Below are 19662 nucleotides of genomic sequence, written 5' to 3' on the forward strand. Positions count from 1 at the left end.
TCCAGCGCGACGCGTGACGAGTTATGCACAGCTGTGGCGGGACAACGCCGCCCGTCGCGCGATCGCGCCCGACGTCGTCGCCGAGATCGCCGAACATCACGGCATCGACGCGGCCGCGCTGAATCTTCTCGACGGGTACGAGGAGATCACCGATCCGCACGGCAAGTCGTTCTTCCTCGTCCCCTCCGGCACCGGCGGGGACGACGTGCGCCGGGCGGTGCTGCTGACCTACGTGCTCAACGCCGGCACCGACTACGGCAAGGCGGGCAGTCGCCCGGGGACAGCCAATGACTTCCCCGAGACGGCGTACTCGACCGCCGAGGTCAGGCGGATCAAAGACCGGCAGCGGGCCAACAGCTGGAGCTACAACCGGGACGTCCGGTTCGTCCACCGCAACGGCGGTCGCCTGATGACGACGCCACACGGAATCCTGATGGGCACCGGCGGCAACCGGCTTCAGCGGCTCTACAGCCAGCGGGGTGGAACGACCTGGGGTGACATCTTCATGGTCAACACCGCCCGCGGGGCCGAGCCCGCCGAGGCGCTGCGCGGGATCGTCCGCGCGCAATCGCCCCGGCTGGCACTGGATCGGCTCTTGCACCACGAGGAGCGGCACAGCGCGCAGTGGGCGGAACTGGGCTATGCCGGCATGCTGCGCGCCTACAGCTGGGAACTGTTCCGCGAGTTGGTCTTTCGCCGCACCAACCGGCTGGAACTGGCGGCCGGCTTAAGCGACGGCGGCTACTGCTGAGCCTCGGCGTCGAACTTGCGTGCCCGCAAGGACCGCTTCACCCCGGCCTGCCCTTCGAGCACCAGCCGGCGCAGCGAGGGCGGCACCTCGGAGTCCGGTGCTTGCAGGAACTTGTCGGCGGCGGCAATCGCCTCCTCGCTGATGTCCCAGTGCGGGTACAAGCCGATCACCACCGACTGTGCGACTTCGCTGGACCGGCGCGCCCACACCGCCGGGATCACCTCGAAATAACGGTCGGTGAACGGCTTGAGCAACTCGCCCTGTCCCGGGGCGGCGATGCCCGCGATGATCGCCCGGCTCAACGCGTTGGCCAGGGTGTCGTCCTCGACCACGCGGGTGTACGCATCCTGCTTCACCTGCAGCTGCGGTCGCGCGGCTGAGGCTTGAGCTCCGTGCCGTCGGCCCGCGGCCGTCCGGTCGTTTTGCGTCTCGGCGTCGATGCGCGGCGTATCGGGACCGTCGGCGTCGATTGCGCCGGCGGTGGCCAGGGCGACGACCACGCGCCAACGCAGGTCGGTGTCCACGTCAAGGCCCGCCAGGCCCTGCTCGGCCGGGTCCCCGTCCAGTAACTCCGACAGCACGTCTACGTGCCGCGGTGACAACACCGACGTGCACAAGGCGTTGACGAAGACCAGCTGATGATCCGATCCGGGTTCGGCGCCGCGGGCCAACTCCAGCAGCCGGTCGGCGAGCTGCGGCCACCCGTGCTCGCGGGCCCAACCCGGCTCGGCGTAGGAACCCACCGCCGTCTGGGCCTGCAACAGCAGCCGCTGTGCCACCGTCACCTCGCTCTCGGCCTGGATGCCGTTCAGCACCAGCGCCACGAAGTCGCGCGCACGCAGTTCGGCCTCGCGGGTCATCTCCCAGGCGGCCGACCAGACCAGCGAGCGTGGCAGCGGCTCGGCGATGTCGGCAATGCGTTCCAGGGCGGTCTGCAGCGACTCGGGGTCGAGCCGCAGCGAACAGTAGGTGAAGTCGTCATCGTTGACCAAAACCAGCTTGCCACGCGAAACCCCAACCAGCGCAGGCACTTCGGTGGCTTCGCCCTCGACATCCAGCTCTTCGCGGTGCACCCGCACCAACTTGCCGGAGCCCTCGTCGTCGTAGATGCCCACGGCCACCCGGTGCACCCGCGTCTCACCCTTGCCGGGTGCGGCACCGCTCTGCGTCACCGCGAACCGCGTGAACTTGCCGTCACCGTCGACGTCGAAGTCGGGCCGCAACGTGTTCAAACCCGTGGTGCGCAACCACTGCTTTCCCCAGTCGGACAGGTCGCGTCCCGACGCCTTCTCCAAGGCGGTGACGAGATCACTGAAGGTCGCGTTGCCGAACGCGTGGGTCTTGAAGTAATCCCGCAACCCGGCCAGGAAGTGGTCCAGGCCCACGTAGGCGACGAGCTGCTTGAGCACCGAGGCGCCCTTGGCGTAGGTGATGCCGTCGAAGTTCACCTCGACCGCGTGCAGGTCGGGGATGTCGGCAGCGATGGGGTGGGTGGAGGGCAGCTGGTCCTGACGGTAGGCCCACGACTTCTCCACCGTCGCGAATGTCGTCCAGGCTTCGGTGTATTCGGTCGACTCGGCCTGGCAGAGCACCGAGGCGAAGGTGGCGAACGACTCGTTGAGCCATAGGTCGTCCCACCAGGTCATCGTGACCAGGTCGCCGAACCACATGTGCGCCATTTCGTGCAGCACGGTCTCGGCCCGGCGCTCGTAGGACGCCCGGGTGACCTTGCTGCGGAACACGTAGTCTTCCAGGAACGTCACCGCGCCGGCATTTTCCATTGCGCCGGCGTTGAATTCGGGTACGAACAGCTGGTCGTACTTGCCGAATGCGTAGGGCATGCCGAAGTTGCGGTGATAGAAGCCGAAGCCCTGCTTGGTCTCGGTGAACAGCCGCTCGGCGTCCATGTGCGGTGCCAGCGAGGCCCGGCAGTAGATGCCGAGGGGGATCTCGCCGTGCTCGTCGCGGTAGGTGTCATTCCACACCGCGTACGGCCCGGCCACCAGGGCAACCAGGTAGGTGCTCATCCGCGGGGTGGTGGCGAAGGTGTGGATGCTGGCCCTTTCACTGCCCCCGTCGCCCTCCTCGACCGACAGCGGGGCGCCGTTGGAGACCACCTGCCAGTGCTTGGGCGCGGTCACCTGAACGTCGAACGTGGCCTTGAGGTCCGGCTGGTCGAAGCAGGCGAACATCCGCTTGGCGTCGGCGGTTTCGAACTGCGAGTACAGGTAGGTCTCGTCGTCGACCGGATCGACGAAGCGGTGCAGGCCTTCGCCGGTGTTGGAGTAGCGGCAGTCCGCGTCCACCACGACGACGTTGCGGTCGGCCAGGCCGCGCAGGGTGATACCCGTCGATTCGTCGTAGCCGGACACGTCGAGGTCTTGACCGTTGAGGCTGGCGCTGTGAATGGTGTCGGCCGCCAGATCGAGCACGGTCTCGGCACCGGCGAGAGCGTCGAACACCACGGTGGTGGTGGAGCGGAAGGTGCGTTCGCCGGGTTTGCCCGCGCCGTCGGTGACGTCGAGGTTGATCTGGTAGCTGTGCACGGTGACCAGGGCGGCGCGTTCGACCGCCTGGTCCCGGGTGAGGTTGGGAAGGGCCACGCGCTCCAACATATCGGCTGAGCGTCGCCGCTTCAGCGCGCAGCATCCCGGCGGGAACAGTCCGGGCGTGGCTACGGTTGTGTCTGAGCGGACTGTCCGATGTGTCGACGAGAGGACGCAGTAATGGCCGAGAAGTCTGAAGCCGGTTTTTGGTTCGATCCGCTGTGTCCGTGGTGCTGGATCACCTCGCGCTGGATCCTTGAGGTGGAGAAGGTCCGCGACATCGAGGTGAACTGGCACGTCATGAGCCTGGCGGTGCTCAACGAGAATCGCGAGGGACTGCCGGAGCAGTACAAGGAAATGATGGCCAAGGCCTGGGGGCCGGTGCGGGTTGCCATTGCCGCCGAGCAGGCCCACGGCAAGAAGGTGCTGGAGCCGCTTTACACGGCCATGGGCACCCGCATCCACAACGAGGGCAACAAGGATCTCGAAGAGGTCATCAAGCTGTCGCTGGCCGACGCCGGCCTGCCCGCCGAACTGGCCGAGGCCGCAACCAGCACCGAATATGACGAGGCCCTGCGCAAGAGCCACCACGCCGGCATGGACGCGGTGGGTCCCGACGTCGGCACACCGACGATCCACGTCAACGGGGTGGCATTCTTCGGCCCGGTGATCTCGAAGATCCCGCGCGGCGAAGAGGCCGGCAAGCTCTGGGACGCCTCGGTGACCTTCGCGTCCTACCCGCACTTCTACGAGCTCAAGCGGACGCGCACCGAGCCGCCCCAGTTCGACTGAGCCCGGGTCGGACTAACGGCGGGTTGGGTGGCCGTCGCGGTGGCGTGCGCCGCCTGATGCACAATGACCGGCATGCGCGTCTACCTGGGTGCCGACCACGCCGGCTATGAGCTCAAGCAACACATCATCGAGCACCTGAAGAAGACCGGCCACGAGCCGATCGACTGCGGCGCCTTCAGCTACGACGCCGAGGACGACTACCCGGCGTTCTGCATCGCCGCGGCAACCCGCACGGTCGCCGACCCGGACAGCCTCGGCATCGTGCTGGGCGGGTCGGGCAACGGTGAGCAGATCGCCGCCAACAAGGTGCCCGGCGCCAGGTGTGCGCTGGCATGGAGCGTGGAAACGGCATCGTTGGCGCGCCAGCACAACAACGCGCAGTTGATCGGCATCGGCGGTCGGATGCACACCGTCGAGGAGGCGCTGGCCATCGTCGATGCGTTCGTGTCCACGCCCTGGTCGAAAGCCGAACGGCATCAACGCCGCATCGACATTCTCGCCGAATACGAACGGACCCACGAAGCGCCGCCGGTGCCCGGCGTCTCTTCCTGAGGAGACTGACAGCCAGTGCCCGAGGGCCATACGCTGCACCGGCTGGCCCGGCTGCATCAGCGCCGCTTCGCCGGACACCCCGTGGCGGTGTCCAGCCCGCAGGGACGCTTCGCCGACGCGGCCGTGGTGAACGGTCGGGTGCTGCGGCGCGCCAGCGCGTGGGGCAAGCATCTGTTTCACCACTACGAAGGTGGCCCGATCGTGCATGTGCACCTCGGGCTCTATGGAGCCTTCTCGGAGTGGCAACGGCAAGACGGTCTCATGCCCGACCCCGTTGGACAGGTGCGGATGCGGATGGTCGGCACCGAATACGGCACCGATCTGCGTGGACCCACGGTATGCGAGGTCATCGACGCGGCCCAGGTCGACGATGTCGTCGCCCGGCTGGGACCCGACCCGTTGCGTGCCGATGCCGACCCGGCGTGGCCATGGGCGCGAATCAGTAAGTCGCGCAGACCTATTGGATCCATGCTGATGGATCAGACCGTCATCGCGGGAGTGGGTAACGTCTACCGCAATGAGCTGTTGTTCCGCCAGGGCATCGACCCATACCGGCCCGCGCAGCAGGTCTCCGAGGCGGAATTCGCCGCGGCATGGGCGGATCTCGTGGCGTTGATGAAGGTCGGGTTGCGGCGCGGCAAGATCATCGTCGTCCGCCCCGAGCACGATCATGGTGCGCCCTCGTACGCGCCCGCCCGGCCCCGCACGTACGTGTACCGGCGGGCCGGCGAACCGTGTCGGGTGTGCGGGGAGGTGGTCCGCACGGCAGTGCTGGAGGGCCGCAATGTGTTCTGGTGTCCGACCTGCCAAAATTGATCGCGCAGCGCGAAAGTTCAGTATTCACTGAGGATTTCGATCACGGCCGGCGTCAAGCCGTTTACCAGTAAACTGGCAGAAGAAACGCTGGCGTCTACAGTTTCGCGGTGCGGCGTGCGGGTAGAAGATGTCCTTGTGAAAAACATTTCCCGTTTAGCTGCAACCCTTTTCGCCATGGCCGCTGCGCTGGGGCTCGCCGGTGTGGGAGCGGCGACCACCGCTGCGGCCCAACCCGCTCCGTTGCCTGAGTATCACTGGTGTCCCGGACAATTCTGGGACCCGGGCTGGGGCCAGAACTGGGACGGCGGTAATTGCCACGACGATCATCACCGGGACCGAGACGGCAATGACCACAGCCGCGACTGGAACAACGGCTGGCGCCGGTAGCGGCTCAGTCGTCGGCAGGGAGGACGCCGAGCACGCGGTAGACCTCGTTACTGAGGGCGACACTGCGCGGATCGGCGTTCGCCTTGCTGGCGTCGAAACGGTTCGACACGTATCCGTAGCCGATTCGGTGTTCGAGGTCGACAAACGCGAATGACCCGCCGAGACCACCGTGGCCGAAGACCAGTGGGTTGGGGCCGTTGATGCAGCGCTGGTTCAGCATGTAACCCAGGCCCCACCCGTGGTCGGCGACCCGCGGTCCCAACACCAGGTCCGGCTCGAAGCCGCCCTGGCAGACCCGAACCAAATCCATGTGCTCGCGGCTCAGCAGCTTCTCCTGGGCCAACGCGTTGTAGAACGTGGCCATGCCGAGCGCGGAAACCTGCGCGTTGGTGCCGGGAAATTCCAGCTGCCGCCACAGCTGCAGGTTTTCGGTGTCCAGGTCGTCGTCGGCGAGGAATCCCATCGAGATCGACATGCCGGCCTTGGGGTGGTCGGCCAAGCTGGTCGGATCGCTGGGCGCCTGCAGTTCGGCCAGCAGTTGCCGGCCGGTCGGCTTGTTGACCCGCTCGGCGCAGCGGGCTTGCTCGACCGGCGTCAGCCCGATGTGGATCTCGGCGCCGATCGGTTGGGCGATCTCGGTGCGCAGGTACTGCCCGATGGTGCGTCCGGTGACGCGACGGAACACCTCGCCGAGGATGAATCCGAAGGTGGTCATGTGATAGCCCTGCGCGGTGCCGGGCTTCCACCACGGCTCGGCGATCTCCAGCTGCCGGCAGACGTAGTCCCAGTCGCACAGCTGCTCGGTGGTCACCCGGGTACGCGGTCCGATGACCCCGGAGCGGTGGCTCATCACCATGGCCAACGTGATGTCGTCCTTGCCGGACTGGCCGAACTCGGGCCAGTAGCGGGTCACCGGCGCATGCAGGTCCAGCTCACCGCGATCCGCGAGCTGATGGATGCAGGTGGACGTCAGACCCTTGGTGCCGGACAGCACCGTGGTCAGCGTGTCCTCCTGCCACGGCCGGGTGCCCGCGCCGTCGGCCCAGCCACCCCACAGATTGACCACCAGATGACCGTCGACCCATACGGCGACGGCGGCGCCGACTTCCCCACGCAGCGCGAAATTGCGCTCGAACGCGTCGCGCACTCCGACGAAGTTCGAGGCGCATGAGCCGTGAATAGTGACGCTTCCCAGGTCGCTCATTGCGCCTTTCTGCCGTGCAAAATCTTAGCTCAGAGCGGGCGACGGGAATCGAACCCGCGTAGCTAGTTTGGAAGACTAGGGCTCTACCATTGAGCTACGCCCGCAAGTGTTAGTCGAGCGAGACTGTACGTGGTGGCGTAGATCAAATCTAATCGACGCAGTCGCGTGACCGCAGCGTAAGGTCCGAGGTCGCCTCCGGGCCGGGTCCCGGCTGGCCGTAGGATCGCGAGGTCAGCGCGGGGTGTAGCGCAGCTTGGTAGCGCATCCGCTTTGGGAGCGGAAGGCCGCAGGTTCAAATCCTGTCACCCCGACCAGCCCGACAAGCGCACAGCCGCACGCAGGAACGACAAACCGAGGAGCACGCCGTGAAGAGCACCGTTACGACTTTGAGCCCGACCCGGGTTCGCATCAATGTGGAGGTGCCGTTCACCGAACTCGAACCCGATTTCCAGCGCGCCTACAAGGAGCTGGCCAAGCAGGTGCGACTGCCCGGTTTCCGGCCCGGCAAGGCGCCGGCCCGCCTGCTCGAGGCGCGCTTCGGCCGCGAGGCGCTGCTGGACCAGGTCATCGAGGACGCCGTGCCCAGCCGTTACGGCCAGGCGTTGACGGAGTCGGACGTGCAACCGATCGGCCGGCCCAACATCCAGGTGACCAAGAAGGAGTACGGCGAAGAGTTGCAGTTCTTCGCCGAGGTCGACGTCCGTCCCAAGCTGGAGATCCCCAATCTGGACGCGCTGACCGTCTCGGTCGAGCCGGTGCAGGTCGCCGACGAGGAGGTCGAGGCGGAACTGGATTCGCTGCGGGCGCGGTTCGGCACATTGGCCGGCGTCGACCGGCCGGTGCAGACCGGCGACTTCGTCTCGATCGACCTGTCCGCGACGGTGGACGGCGAGGAAGTGCCGAACGCCACCGCCGAGGGGCTGTCGCACGAAGTCGGCTCCGGCCGCCTGATCGCGGGCCTGGACGACGCGTTGGTGGGCTTGTCCGTCGACGAGTCGCGGGTGTTCACCGCCAAGCTGGCGACCGGCGAACATGCGGGCCAGGACGCCGAGGTGACCGTCACGGTCAAGTCGGTCAAGGAGCGCGAGCTGCCCGAGCCGGACGACGAGTTCGCCCAGCTGGCCAGCGAGTTCGACACCATTGAGGAGCTGCGCGCCAGCCTGGCCGAGCAGGTTCGCAACACCAAGCGCGCCCAGCAGGCCGACCAGATCCGCAACGCCGCCCTGGACGCGCTGCTCGAGCAGGTCGAGGTGCCGGTGCCGGACGCGATCGTCCGCTCGCAGATGGACGAGACCCTGCAAGCCGCGATGAGCGGCCTCAACCAGGACCCGGCCAAGTTCGCCGAGGTGCTCGAACAGCAGGGCTCGTCCCGCGAGGAGTTCGAGGCCGAAGCGCGCACCGCCGCCGAGAACAACGTCAAGCGGCAGCTGCTACTCGACGCGATCGCCGACGAACTCGACGTCCAGGTCGGCCAGGAGGACCTGACCGAGCGATTGGTGATGACCTCCCGGCAGTACGGCATCGAGCCGCAACAGCTGTTCGCCTATCTGCAGGAGAACAATCAGCTGGCCGCCATGTTCGCCGACGTGCGGCGCGGTCTGGCGGTCGCGGCCGTGATCGAGAAGGCGACCGTCACCGACAACGACGGCAACACGATCGACACCAGTGAGTTCTTCGGCAAGCGGCACGCCGGCCACGATCACGATCACGATCACGATCACGAGCACGAGCCCGAGCACGAGCCCCATGGGGCCGAGGATGCGTCCGAAGCCGACGACGCCACCGCGCAGGCCCAAGCCGCCGAACAAGGCAGCGAAGAAGCGGCCGAAGAGGACAACGCCGAACAGGCCGACGAACCCACCTCGTGACGCTGTGAGCGAACGAGCCCTTCTCAGGTGGTCAAAGGGTGGGCCCGGTTCGTTAGTGTCAGGTGCAACACGCAATACGAGAAAGCAGGTAATTCAGTCGTGACTGACATGCGTTCGAACTCGTTGGGTCTCAACCTCACGGACTCCGTCTATGAGCGCTTGCTGTCCGAGCGCATCATCTTCCTGGGTTCGGAGGTGAACGACGAAGTCGCCAACCGGTTGTGCGCGCAGATTCTGCTGCTTGCGGCCGAGGACGCCGACAAGGACATCTCGCTGTACATCAACTCGCCCGGCGGCTCGATCAGCGCCGGAATGGCGATCTACGACACCATGGTGCTGGCGCCGTGCGACGTCGCCACCTACGCCATGGGCATGGCCGCCTCGATGGGTGAGTTCCTGCTGGCGGCCGGCACCAAGGGCAAGCGTTACGCGCTGCCGCACGCCCGCATCCTGATGCACCAGCCGTTGGGCGGGGTGACCGGTAGCGCGGCCGACATCGCGATCCAGGCCGAACAGTTCGCCGTCATCAAGAAGGAAATGTTCCGGCTCAACGCCGAGTTCACCGGCCAGCCGATCGAGCGCATCGAAGCGGATTCCGACCGCGACCGCTGGTTCACCGCGCAGGAAGCTCTCGAATACGGCTTCGTCGACCACATCATCACCCGCGCCGCCCACATCAGTAATGGAGAAGCCCAGTGAACCCTCAGGACCCCCGGATCCAACCCCAGGCGCGGTACATCCTGCCGTCGTTCATCGAGCACTCGAGCTTCGGCGTCAAGGAATCCAACCCGTACAACAAGCTGTTCGAGGAACGCATCATCTTCCTCGGCGTGCAGGTCGACGACGCGTCGGCGAACGACATCATGGCGCAGCTGCTGGTGCTCGAGTCGTTGGATCCCGACCGCGACATCACCATGTACATCAACTCGCCGGGTGGCGGCTTCACCTCGTTGATGGCCATCTACGACACCATGCAGTACGTGCGCGCCGACATTCAGACGGTGTGCCTGGGTCAGGCCGCGTCGGCCGCCGCGGTGCTGCTGGCCGCCGGCACCCCGGGTAAGCGGATGGCGCTGCCGAACGCGCGCGTGCTGATTCACCAGCCGTCGCTGTCCGGCGTGATCCAGGGTCAGTTCTCCGACCTGGAGATCCAGGCCGCCGAGATCGAGCGGATGCGCACCCTGATGGAAACGACGCTGGCCCGGCACACCGGTAAGGACGCGTCGGTGATCCGTAAGGACACCGACCGCGACAAGATCCTGACCGCCGAAGAGGCCAAGGACTACGGAATCATCGACACGGTTCTGGAATACCGGAAGCTTTCGGCGCAGAACGCCTGAGCCCGGCAAGCTGGGTGTCACCTATCCCCGCGAGCAGACGCAAAAGCACCCGGATTTCAACGAAATCGGGTGCTTTTGCGTCTCCTCGCGGGTCAGCGTCGCGGTAGGGTTGTGGCCGGAGGGCTCGCCAAGCGGCTGACCACAGCCTCGGTGGCGTAACGACCGCGACACGCCAGGGACACGTATTGCGCGTCTCAACGAGTGGCGGAGGCTCTCGGGCTATATGTTTCATGCACACCATAAGCGCGAATAACCAGTTGAATACCAAGCAAGCTATTCGGCATTAACGGTCGCGGCAGGCCGGAACTAACGGGTAGCGTCGTGAGATACCAACCGGCAACCAAGACGTTACGGCGACACAGGAAGTAGGCCCTGAGGCATCATGGCACGCATCGGAGACGGCGGTGACCTGCTGAAGTGCTCGTTCTGCGGCAAGAGCCAGAAGCAAGTCAAGAAGCTCATTGCTGGCCCGGGCGTGTACATCTGCGACGAGTGCATCGACCTGTGCAACGAGATCATCGAAGAGGAACTGGCCGACGCCGACGACGTCAAACTTGACGAACTGCCCAAGCCGATCGAGATCCGTGACTTCCTCGAGGGCTACGTCATCGGGCAGGACACCGCCAAGCGCACGCTCGCGGTCGCCGTCTACAACCACTACAAGCGGATTCAGGCCGGCGAAAAGGGCCGTGACTCGCGTTACGAGCCGGTCGAGCTCACCAAGTCCAACATCCTGATGCTCGGCCCGACCGGCTGCGGCAAGACGTACCTGGCCCAGACGCTGGCCAAGATGCTCAACGTGCCGTTCGCCATCGCCGACGCCACCGCGCTGACCGAGGCCGGCTACGTCGGTGAAGACGTCGAAAACATTCTCCTCAAGCTCATCCAGGCCGCCGACTACGACGTCAAGCGCGCCGAGACCGGCATCATCTACATCGACGAGGTGGACAAGATCGCCCGCAAGAGCGAGAACCCGTCCATCACCCGGGATGTGTCCGGCGAGGGTGTTCAGCAGGCTCTGTTGAAGATCCTGGAAGGCACCCAGGCGTCGGTTCCGCCGCAGGGCGGCCGTAAGCACCCGCACCAGGAATTCATCCAGATCGACACCACCAACGTGCTGTTCATCGTCGCTGGTGCGTTCGCCGGCCTGGAGAAGATCATCTACGAGCGGGTCGGCAAGCGAGGCTTGGGCTTCGGCGCCGAGGTGCGCTCGAAGGCCGAGATCGACACCACCGACCACTTCGCCGAAGTGATGCCCGAGGACCTCATCAAGTTCGGCCTGATCCCTGAGTTCATCGGCCGCCTGCCGGTGGTCGCCTCGGTCACCAACCTCGACAAGGAGTCGTTGGTCAAGATCCTTTCGGAGCCCAAGAACGCTCTGGTGAAGCAGTACACTCGCCTGTTCGAGATGGACGGCGTGGAGCTCGAATTCACCGACGAGGCGCTCGAGGCGATCGCCGACCAGGCGATCCACCGCGGCACCGGCGCCCGCGGTCTGCGCGCGATCATGGAAGAAGTCCTGCTGCCGGTGATGTATGACATCCCGAGCCGCGACGACGTTGCCAAGGTGGTCGTCACCAAGGAGACCGTGCAGGACAACGTGCTGCCGACGATCGTGCCCCGCAAGCCGTCTCGTTCGGAGCGGCGCGACAAGAGCGCCTGACCGCTCGATTTCCCGCGTCTGACGTGCGTTTGCCACGCCAGAGTGACGAATACCACAGTTTGGCGTTTCACCGTCGACGACCCCGCGCTGACTACGGCTTTTGCTTGCGTACTCGCTGGTAACACCGCCTCGAGAGCGGCTATACAACCTAAGAAAAGTGTCATAATTGGTACCGCCAGTGACATGAAACGTGAGAGCGGAAGAAGGCACTCCGGCGCGCGTAATCTTGGGAACCAGTGGAGTGCCTGTCCGGACACCAGATGGAAGGCGGAGACGTGGATCTGAACGGCAATGGCGCCGGGGCAGAGTCTCATAACGGGTCCGGTCGGCAGCGCCTGGAGAACGTCGTTATCCGATTCGCGGGAGACTCCGGCGATGGCATGCAGCTGACCGGCGACCGATTCACCTCTGAGGCGGCGCTTTTCGGAAACGACCTCGCCACCCAACCCAATTACCCCGCCGAAATCCGCGCTCCCGCAGGAACTTTGCCAGGCGTCTCGTCATTCCAGATCCAGATCGCCGATTACGACATTCTGACGGCCGGCGACCGGCCCGACGTGCTGGTCGCGATGAATCCCGCCGCGCTCAAAGCCAATATCGGCGATCTGCCGCGCGGCGGCATGGTGATCGCCAATTCCGACGAATTCACCAAGCGCAATCTGACCAAGGTCGGTTACGTCACCAACCCGCTGGAAACCGACGAGCTCGAGGAATACGTCGTCCACGCGGTACCGATGACGACCCTGACCCTCGGCGCGGTTGAAGCGATCGGCGCCACCAAGAAGGACGGCCAGCGCGCCAAGAACATGTTCGCGCTGGGGTTGCTGTCGTGGATGTACTCGCGTCCGATCCAGACCAGTGAGAACTTCATCCGGGAGAAGTTCGTCCGCAAGCCCGACGTCGCCGAGGCCAACGTGCTGGCGCTGAAGGCGGGCTGGAACTACGGCGAAACCACCGAAGCGTTCGGCACCACCTACGAGGTGTCGAAAGCCTCGCTGCCGGCCGGCGAATACCGGCAGATCTCCGGCAACACCGCCTTGGCCTACGGCATCGTCGCGGCCGGCCAGCTGGCCGACAAGCAGGTGGTGCTGGGCAGCTACCCGATCACCCCGGCCTCGGACATCCTGCACGAGTTGTCCAAGCACAAGAATTTCAACGTCATCACCTTTCAGGCCGAGGACGAGATCGGCGGTATCTGCGCCGCGATCGGCGCCTCCTACGGCGGCGCGCTAGGTGTCACCAGCACCTCGGGGCCGGGTATCTCGCTCAAGTCCGAGGCGCTCGGGCTCAGCGTGATGACCGAGCTGCCGCTGATCGTGATCGATGTCCAGCGCGGCGGACCGTCCACCGGGCTGCCCACCAAGACCGAGCAGGCCGACCTGCTGCAGGCCCTGTTCGGCCGCAACGGCGAGTCGCCGGTGGCGGTAGTGGCGCCGCGGTCGCCCTCCGACTGTTTCGAGACCGCCATCGAGGCCGTCCGCATCGCCGTGTCGTACCACACCCCGGTGATCGTGTTGTCCGACGGCGCCATCGCCAACGGGTCTGAGCCGTGGCGTATCCCGGACGTCAGCTCGCTCAAGCCGATCAAGCACGTCTTCGCCAAGCCGGACGAACCGTTCCAGCCCTACGCGCGCAACCCCGAGACACTTGCCCGTCAGTTCGCCGTGCCGGGCACCCCCGGCCTGGAACACCGCATCGGCGGCCTGGAAGCGGCCAACGGTTCCGGCGACATCTCCTATGAGCCGGTCAACCACGACCTGATGGTCCGGATCCGGCAAGCCAAGATCGACGGCATCCGCGTCCCCGATCTCGAGGTGGACGACCCGACCGGCGACGCGGAGTTGCTGCTGATCGGGTGGGGCAGTTCCTACGGCCCCATCGGCGAGGCCTGCCGGCGGGCGCGGCGCAAGGGCATCAAGGTCGCTCATGCCCACCTGCGCCACCTCAACCCGTTCCCGGCCAACCTGGGCGACGTGTTGCGTCGCTATCCGCAGGTGGTCTGCCCGGAGATGAACCTCGGCCAGCTGGCGATGCTGCTACGCGCGAAGTATCTGGTGAACGTGCAGTCGGTGAGCAAGGTGCACGGCCTGTCTTTCCTGGCCGACGAAGTGGGTCGCGTCATCCGCGCCGCGTTGGGCGGGACGTTGGCAGACATCGAGCAAGACAAAACCATGGTCGCCCGATTGTCGGCGGCCACGGTTGGAGCGGGAGCCGCACTATGACCAACTTGATTGGGGCCGACCTGGGCGTTACCCCCAAACCGAGCAAGAACGACGGGGTGCCCCGGCTCTCCGGTGAAGACCAGCCGCAGAAGGGCAAGGACTTCACCAGCGACCAAGAAGTCCGTTGGTGCCCCGGTTGCGGTGACTACGTCATCCTCAACACAATCCGCAACTTCCTGCCCGAGCTCGGGCTGCGTCGCGAGAACATCGTGTTCATCAGTGGCATCGGCTGCTCCAGCCGGTTCCCGTACTACCTGGAGACCTACGGGTTCCACTCGATCCACGGCCGGGCCCCGGCCATCGCCACCGGTCTGGCGCTGGCGCGTGAGGACCTGTCGGTCTGGGTGGTCACCGGCGATGGGGACGCGCTGTCCATTGGCGGCAACCACCTCATTCATGCGCTGCGCCGCAACGTCAACATCACGGTGCTGTTGTTCAACAACCGGATCTACGGGCTGACCAAGGGCCAGTACTCACCGACATCCGAGGTCGGCAAGATCACCAAGTCCACCCCGATGGGATCGCTGGACCACCCGTTCAACCCGGTGTCCCTGGCGCTGGGCGCCGAAGCGACGTTCGTCGGCCGGGCGCTGGACTCCGACCGCGCCGGTCTGTCCGAGGTTCTGCGTGCCGCGGCTCAGCATCGCGGCGCCGCCCTGGTCGAGATCATGCAGGACTGCCCGATCTTCAACGACGGCTCGTTCGACGTGCTGCGCAAGGAGGGCGCCGAGGAGCGGGTGATCAAGGTCCGTCACGGTGAGCCAATCGTGTTCGGCGCCAATGGTGAGTTCTGCGTGGTGAAGTCGGGCTTCAGCCTGGACGTGGCCAAGACGGCCGACGTCGCCGTGGATGAAATCGTGGTCCACGACGCACATTCCGACGACTCGGCCTACGCCTTCGCGCTGTCGCGGCTATCGGATCAGAACCTCGACCACACGGTTATGGGTATCTTCCGCGACGTCAGCCGGCCCACCTACGACGACGCGGCCCGTTCGCAGGTCACCACGGCCAGAACTGCGACCGCATCCGACGAAGCCGCGCTGCAATCGCTGCTGCGCGGTCGCGACACCTGGACCGTGGACTGAGGTGACAACACAGGTGCCCGAGGAGATTTCACTGGCCGCTGTCGTTCTTGCCGGCGGCGAATCGCGGCGCATGGGCCGCGACAAAGCGACCCTACCGGTGCCGGGTGGCAGCACCACACTGGTCGAGCACGTGGTAAGTGTTGTGGCGCAACGTTGTTCGCCGGTTTATGTGATGGCGGCGCCGGGCCAACCGTTGCCGGCCCTGCCGGTCCCCATCCTGCGCGACGAAATGCGCGGGCTCGGACCACTGCCGGCTACCGGCCGGGGTCTGCGCGAGGCCGCGGCAGCCGGCGCGCAGCTCGCATTCGTCTCGGCGGTCGACATGCCTTCGCTGACAACCGATTTGATCGATGAGCTGGCCCGCCTGGCGGTCGAGACCAACGCCGAAATCGTGATGCCGTGGGACGGCCGTAGCCATTATCTGGCCGCGGTGTACCGCACGGACCTGGCCGACCGGATCGACGCGCTTGTCGCCGGCGGGGCCCGCCGGATGAGCGCTTTGATCGACGCCTCGGACTCCCAGCAGATTGTCATGCCGGAATCCGCTGCGTTGACCAACGTCAACACCGAGGCCGATTTGAGAACGCCGGTGCGGTCCGGGCGCTGACCCGTCGCGCTGATTGTTAGCTGAATTCACTTGTGGTACTTGGCGATCAACCATTTCGCGTAAGCGAAGGTGTGACGCACTCGTCCCTCCTGCGCGGCATGTGGGCTGAGTCACTCCGGGATTCACCCCGATCGCCGGAGGCCTGCAGAATTTTTCAAACCCCAAATCCGGTGTCACAGCTCACATTATGTGCGTGATTCGGCTCACCAAATCGCGACTTCGTTGCCGCGTTGACACTGTCCGTGAATGCGGGATTGACCTGCGCGGACCCTGGTGGATCCGCGCCGTGATCGACTCGTGACCGCAGCGAGATCTTCGCGTCGCCGAGATGACGAATCCAAATCGTTATCGTACGGTCCTGTTAGCCCGAAAACGGGCGCCGCAAAACCGAATAAACAAACCCAAAATTGAATCCACGGACCCGCGTGTGAGCGGAGCGGGGGACGGCAACCGAGTACCGGTGCCGCCCCGCAGGCGACGGTCTACGGCCGCGCCGGGTAATTAGGCCCTCCGCTGTCGTGCCGAAACGAGACGGCACGCCCTGAAGCAGTTATTTCCGCGTCTGACGACGCAGCAATCCAATCCGACCCACAGCTGTGGGCTGTCTTCGGCGCGCGCGCAACGAAAGGAACAAGCTTGAAGAACGTCCGCAAGACGCTCATCCTCGCCGCGATCACCGGGACCCTCGTGACCATGCCGGGCGCCGGCATTGCACATGCCGACGTCGAGGGCGTGGACCCGAACGTGGCGCCGGGCTTCGACCCGAACCTGCCGGCCCCGGACGCGCCGCCCGCCGACGCTCCGCCGGTCGACCCGGCTGCGTTCGACCCGAACTTGCCGGCCCCGGATGCGCCGCCTGTCGACGCTCCGCCGGCCGACGCGCCGCCCGCGCCGGAGCCTGCCGGCTTCGACCCGAACCTGCCGGCTCCGGACGCGCCGCCCGTGGACCAGGTGCCCGCGCCCGCGCCCAAGGCGTACAGCGTGAACTGGGACGCGATTGCGCAGTGCGAGTCCGGCGGCAACTGGGGCATCAGCACCGGTAACGGTTACTCCGGCGGCCTGCAGTTCACCCCCAGCACCTGGCGTGCCAACGGTGGCTCGGGATCCGCTGCCGGTGCGAGCCGTGAGGAGCAGATCCGCGTGGCCGAGAACGTGCTGCATTCGCAGGGCATCGGTGCCTGGCCGGTCTGCGGCCGACGCGGCTGATCAGCCGATAAACGAATAACGACAAGTGCCGGGCTACCAGCCCGGCACTTCGTCGTTTCTGCCCGTAGTAGCGTCGAACCGGTGACCGATACGCCACGTGAATTCGACATCATTGTGTACGGAGCCACCGGGTTCGTGGGGAAGCTGACCGCCGACTACCTCGCCCGCGCCGGTCAAGACGCGAAGATCGCACTGGCGGGCAGATCGACCGAGCGGCTGGAGGCGGTCCGCAGATCCCTCGGGCCGTCCGCCCAATCCTGGCAATTGGTGACCGCCGACGCCTCATCGCAAGCCACGCTCGAGGAGATGGCCGCCCGCACCCGGGTCGTCATCACCACCGTCGGGCCTTACACCCATTACGGGCTGCCGCTGGTGGCCGCGTGCGCCGCCGCTGGGACCGACTACGCCGATCTGACCGGTGAGGCGATGTTCGTCCGGGAAAGCATCGACCAGTTCCACAAGCAGGCAGCCGACACCGGCGCCCGGATCGTGCACGCCTGCGGCTTCGACTCGATTCCGTCGGACATGACGGTGTACGCGCTGTACCGGGCCGCGCGCGACGACGGCGCGGGTGAACTGGCCGACACCAACTTCGTGGTCCGCTCATTCAAGGGCGGGGCGTCCGGCGGCACCATCGCCTCGGTGTTGGAGGTGCTGCGCACCGCATCCCGCGACCCCGAGGCGCGCCGGCAGATGGCCGACCCGTACACCCTCAGTAGCGACCGCGGTGCGGAACCGGAGGTGGGCAAGCAACCGGACCTGCCGCTGCGGCGCGGCAGCCAGCTCGCCCCCGAACTCAGCGGTCTGTGGACGGCGGCTTTCCTGATGGCGCCCTACAACACCCGAATTGTTCGGCGCAGCAACGCTTTACTTGATTGGGCCTACGGGCGCCAGTTCCGTTACACCGAAACGATGAGCGTCGGCTCCTCACCGCTCGCGCCGGTTGCGTCGGCCGCCATGACCGGCTTCGGCAACGCGATGTTCGCCGTCGGCAGCCGCTTTTTCCACCGCCTGCCGAGTGGATTGGTGGAGCGCGTCGTTCCCAAACCGGGTAGCGGCCCCAGTGAGGCGACCCGCGAGCGCGGCTTCTACAAAGTGGAGACCTACACCACGACCACCTCGGGCGCTCGCTATGTGGCTCGGATGGAACAGCGGGGCGACCCGGGCTACAAGGCGACATCGGTGCTGTTGGGCGAGTGTGGCCTCGCGTTGGCCAAAGACCGCGACAAGCTTTCCGACCTGCGCGGGGTCCTGACCCCCGCGGCGGCCATGGGTGATGCGCTGCTGGATCGTTTCCCGGCGGCAGGTGTCGTGTTACAGACCGAGAGATTGACGTGACGTGGCGAGCGGAAAACCCCCCGCGCCGAGGGGTGCCCATCCGGGAGGCGTGAGTCTACTGTCGAAGATGCGACCCCCTACGAATTAACGACGAAGGTGGAGAGCGATGGCCGATCTCGACGATCTTTACCAGCAGATTCCGACCGCGGAGCTGGCAAGCCGGTTAGGCGCGGATCAAGGCGAGGTGGACAAGGCGGTGCACACGCTGGTGCCCGTCTTGCTCAGCGGGTTGCAGCACGGCAGCCAAGACCCCGAGCATGCCAGCCGGATCGAATCCGCGGCCAGCGGTCACGCCGCCCGGGGCCTGCTTGACGCCGGCGGCGGCGGACCGACGCTGGACCAGGTCGACGAGAACGACGGACACCAGGCCGTCTCGACGCTGTTCGGCGGCAAAGACACCGACGAGGTCGCCTCGGCACTGGCCGGTAGCGGCGCGGGCAACAGCGACCTGCTCAAGCAGCTGCTCCCGGTGGTGCTGCCAATCGTGTTGGCCTACATCGGAAAACAACTCGGCTCCGGCAATACGCAGGAAACCGGCGCGCAGAAGGGTTCCGGCGGACTGGGCGACATACTCGGCAGCATCCTGGGTGGCGGCAACGACAAGGGGCTCGGCGGCATCCTCGGCAACGTGTTGAGCGGCAAGGGCGGCGGGCTCGGCGACATCCTCGGTGGTTTGCTGGGCGGGCGGAAATAGCCAGCGTCACAACATAATTGCGCTGAGCCGAAGTCTGTTCCGGCAATTGCAGGATTAGTAGCCTCGCGGTCAGGGGTAGTACCAGAACCGAAATCGACGCAACGAGAGGGAAAGTCATGGCAGACACGCTCCAAGAAGGTCAGAAGCTGGTACGCGGCGAGTCGCTGGTCTCCAACAACGGGGCCTACACGCTCACCCTGCAAGATGACGGGAACCTGGTGCTTGCTTCACGCGGTAAGCCGCTGTGGGCCACCTCGACCAACGGTCAGGATGTGGTGCGCGCGGAGGTACAGCGCGACGGCAACTTCGTCCTGTATACGGCCGACAAGCCAGTGTGGCACACCGACACCAAGGGCAAAAAGCAGGTCAGGCTCGTCCTGCAGGACGACCGCAATCTGGTGCTCTACGCCGCCGACGGCCCGGCCTGGGAGATGCCCTTGTCATCGAGATCCTCGGCGGCGGGCTCGGCCACCGGCTCGGGCGGCGGCGGTGCGTCGGTCTCGGTTTTGGTGGACCAGGCCGGGCCGTCGGCGGCGTAGAGCACCAGATTGCGGTCGTCCTGCAGGACGAGCCTGACCTGCGTTTTGCCCT

At 65.9% G+C, this 19662-nt stretch carries 16 protein-coding genes, 2 tRNA genes and 2 pseudogenes; 17 read left to right on the forward strand and 3 right to left on the reverse strand.

Annotated elements, in window-relative coordinates; genetic code table 11:
* Positions 1–13 precede the first annotated feature (13 nt).
* A complete protein-coding gene (locus A9X01_RS09745) occupies positions 14–751 on the forward strand; it encodes a hypothetical protein (protein WP_065120568.1) in 738 nt (245 codons plus the stop codon).
* Here the strand turns inward: A9X01_RS09745 and pepN are convergent.
* A complete protein-coding gene (pepN, locus tag A9X01_RS09750; RefSeq protein ID WP_065120580.1) occupies positions 742–3354 on the reverse strand; it encodes an aminopeptidase N in 2613 nt (870 codons plus the stop codon). The two genes, A9X01_RS09745 and pepN, sit on opposite strands and share 10 nt — an antisense overlap.
* Positions 3355–3477: 123 nt before the next feature.
* On the opposite strand from pepN, the gene A9X01_RS09755 reads away from it, so the two are divergent.
* The 4 genes and pseudogenes from A9X01_RS09755 to A9X01_RS09770 form a co-directional block, all read left to right on the forward strand.
* Positions 3478–4089, forward strand: a complete 612-nt coding sequence (locus tag A9X01_RS09755) for an Rv2466c family mycothiol-dependent reductase (RefSeq protein ID WP_065120569.1) — start codon at positions 3478–3480, stop codon at positions 4087–4089.
* 72 nt (positions 4090–4161) lie between these two features.
* Positions 4162–4641, forward strand: a complete 480-nt coding sequence (locus tag A9X01_RS09760; RefSeq protein WP_065120581.1) for a ribose-5-phosphate isomerase — start codon at positions 4162–4164, stop codon at positions 4639–4641.
* A 15-nt stretch (positions 4642–4656) separates the two neighbouring features.
* Positions 4657–5457 (forward strand): Fpg/Nei family DNA glycosylase, encoded by an 801-nt coding sequence (locus tag A9X01_RS09765; protein WP_065120570.1) that lies wholly within the window; start codon positions 4657–4659, stop codon positions 5455–5457.
* Between the two features lie 174 nt (positions 5458–5631).
* A pseudogene (locus A9X01_RS09770) lies at positions 5632–5823 on the forward strand (Mtp family mycobacterial-type pilin); the annotation flags it as partial.
* A 25-nt stretch (positions 5824–5848) separates the two neighbouring features.
* Here the strand turns inward: A9X01_RS09770 and A9X01_RS09775 are convergent.
* Entirely contained in the window at positions 5849–7048 is a 1200-nt protein-coding gene (locus tag A9X01_RS09775) for a serine hydrolase domain-containing protein (RefSeq protein ID WP_065120572.1), read from the reverse strand.
* Positions 7049–7081: 33 nt separating this feature from the next.
* Positions 7082–7152, reverse strand: a tRNA-Gly gene (locus A9X01_RS09780).
* A 133-nt stretch (positions 7153–7285) separates the two neighbouring features.
* Here A9X01_RS09780 and A9X01_RS09785 point away from each other — a divergent pair.
* The 12 genes and pseudogenes from A9X01_RS09785 to A9X01_RS09840 all read left to right on the forward strand — a co-directional run.
* Positions 7286–7362 (forward strand) — tRNA-Pro (locus tag A9X01_RS09785).
* A 51-nt stretch (positions 7363–7413) separates the two neighbouring features.
* Positions 7414–8916: a trigger factor gene (gene tig, locus A9X01_RS09790; protein ID WP_065120573.1), complete on the forward strand. Its 1503-nt coding sequence runs from the start codon at positions 7414–7416 to the stop codon at positions 8914–8916.
* Positions 8917–9024: 108 nt separating this feature from the next.
* Positions 9025–9615 (forward strand): ATP-dependent CLP protease proteolytic subunit ClpP1, encoded by a 591-nt coding sequence (gene clpP1, locus A9X01_RS09795; RefSeq protein WP_036358432.1) that lies wholly within the window; start codon positions 9025–9027, stop codon positions 9613–9615.
* Positions 9612–10256, forward strand: coding sequence for an ATP-dependent CLP protease proteolytic subunit ClpP2 (gene clpP2, locus A9X01_RS09800; protein WP_036358434.1), 645 nt, complete (start codon positions 9612–9614; stop codon positions 10254–10256). Before clpP1 ends, clpP2 begins: the two co-directional genes overlap by 4 nt.
* Before the next feature lie 382 nt (positions 10257–10638).
* A complete protein-coding gene (gene clpX / locus A9X01_RS09805; RefSeq protein WP_036358438.1) occupies positions 10639–11919 on the forward strand; it encodes an ATP-dependent Clp protease ATP-binding subunit ClpX in 1281 nt (426 codons plus the stop codon).
* A 275-nt stretch (positions 11920–12194) separates the two neighbouring features.
* Positions 12195–14141: a 2-oxoacid:acceptor oxidoreductase subunit alpha gene (locus A9X01_RS09810; RefSeq protein ID WP_155772015.1), complete on the forward strand. Its 1947-nt coding sequence runs from the start codon at positions 12195–12197 to the stop codon at positions 14139–14141.
* On the forward strand, positions 14138–15226 hold the full coding sequence (locus tag A9X01_RS09815) for a 2-oxoacid:ferredoxin oxidoreductase subunit beta (RefSeq protein ID WP_065120575.1): 1089 nt from the start codon (positions 14138–14140) through the stop codon (positions 15224–15226). The genes A9X01_RS09810 and A9X01_RS09815 overlap by 4 nt, the downstream gene beginning before the upstream one ends.
* 1 nt (position 15227) lies before the next feature.
* The gene (gene mobA / locus A9X01_RS09820; protein ID WP_155772014.1) at positions 15228–15833 is read left to right on the forward strand and encodes a molybdenum cofactor guanylyltransferase; all 606 of its coding nucleotides are present in this window, start codon (positions 15228–15230) and stop codon (positions 15831–15833) included.
* Positions 15834–16469: 636 nt separating this feature from the next.
* Positions 16470–17039: a transglycosylase family protein gene (locus A9X01_RS09825; protein ID WP_065120576.1), complete on the forward strand. Its 570-nt coding sequence runs from the start codon at positions 16470–16472 to the stop codon at positions 17037–17039.
* 81 nt (positions 17040–17120) lie between these two features.
* Positions 17121–18377: a saccharopine dehydrogenase family protein gene (locus A9X01_RS09830; protein WP_065120577.1), complete on the forward strand. Its 1257-nt coding sequence runs from the start codon at positions 17121–17123 to the stop codon at positions 18375–18377.
* Positions 18378–18483: 106 nt separating this feature from the next.
* Complete coding sequence (locus A9X01_RS09835; protein WP_065120578.1) at positions 18484–19071, forward strand: DUF937 domain-containing protein; 588 nt, start codon at positions 18484–18486, stop codon at positions 19069–19071.
* Between the two features lie 116 nt (positions 19072–19187).
* A pseudogene (locus A9X01_RS09840) lies at positions 19188–19499 on the forward strand (LysM peptidoglycan-binding domain-containing protein); the annotation flags it as partial.
* Between the last annotated feature and the right edge of the window lie 163 nt (positions 19500–19662).

This window comes from Mycobacterium asiaticum (genome assembly GCF_001668675.1).
Classification (GTDB): Bacteria; Actinomycetota; Actinomycetes; order Mycobacteriales; family Mycobacteriaceae; genus Mycobacterium; species Mycobacterium asiaticum_D.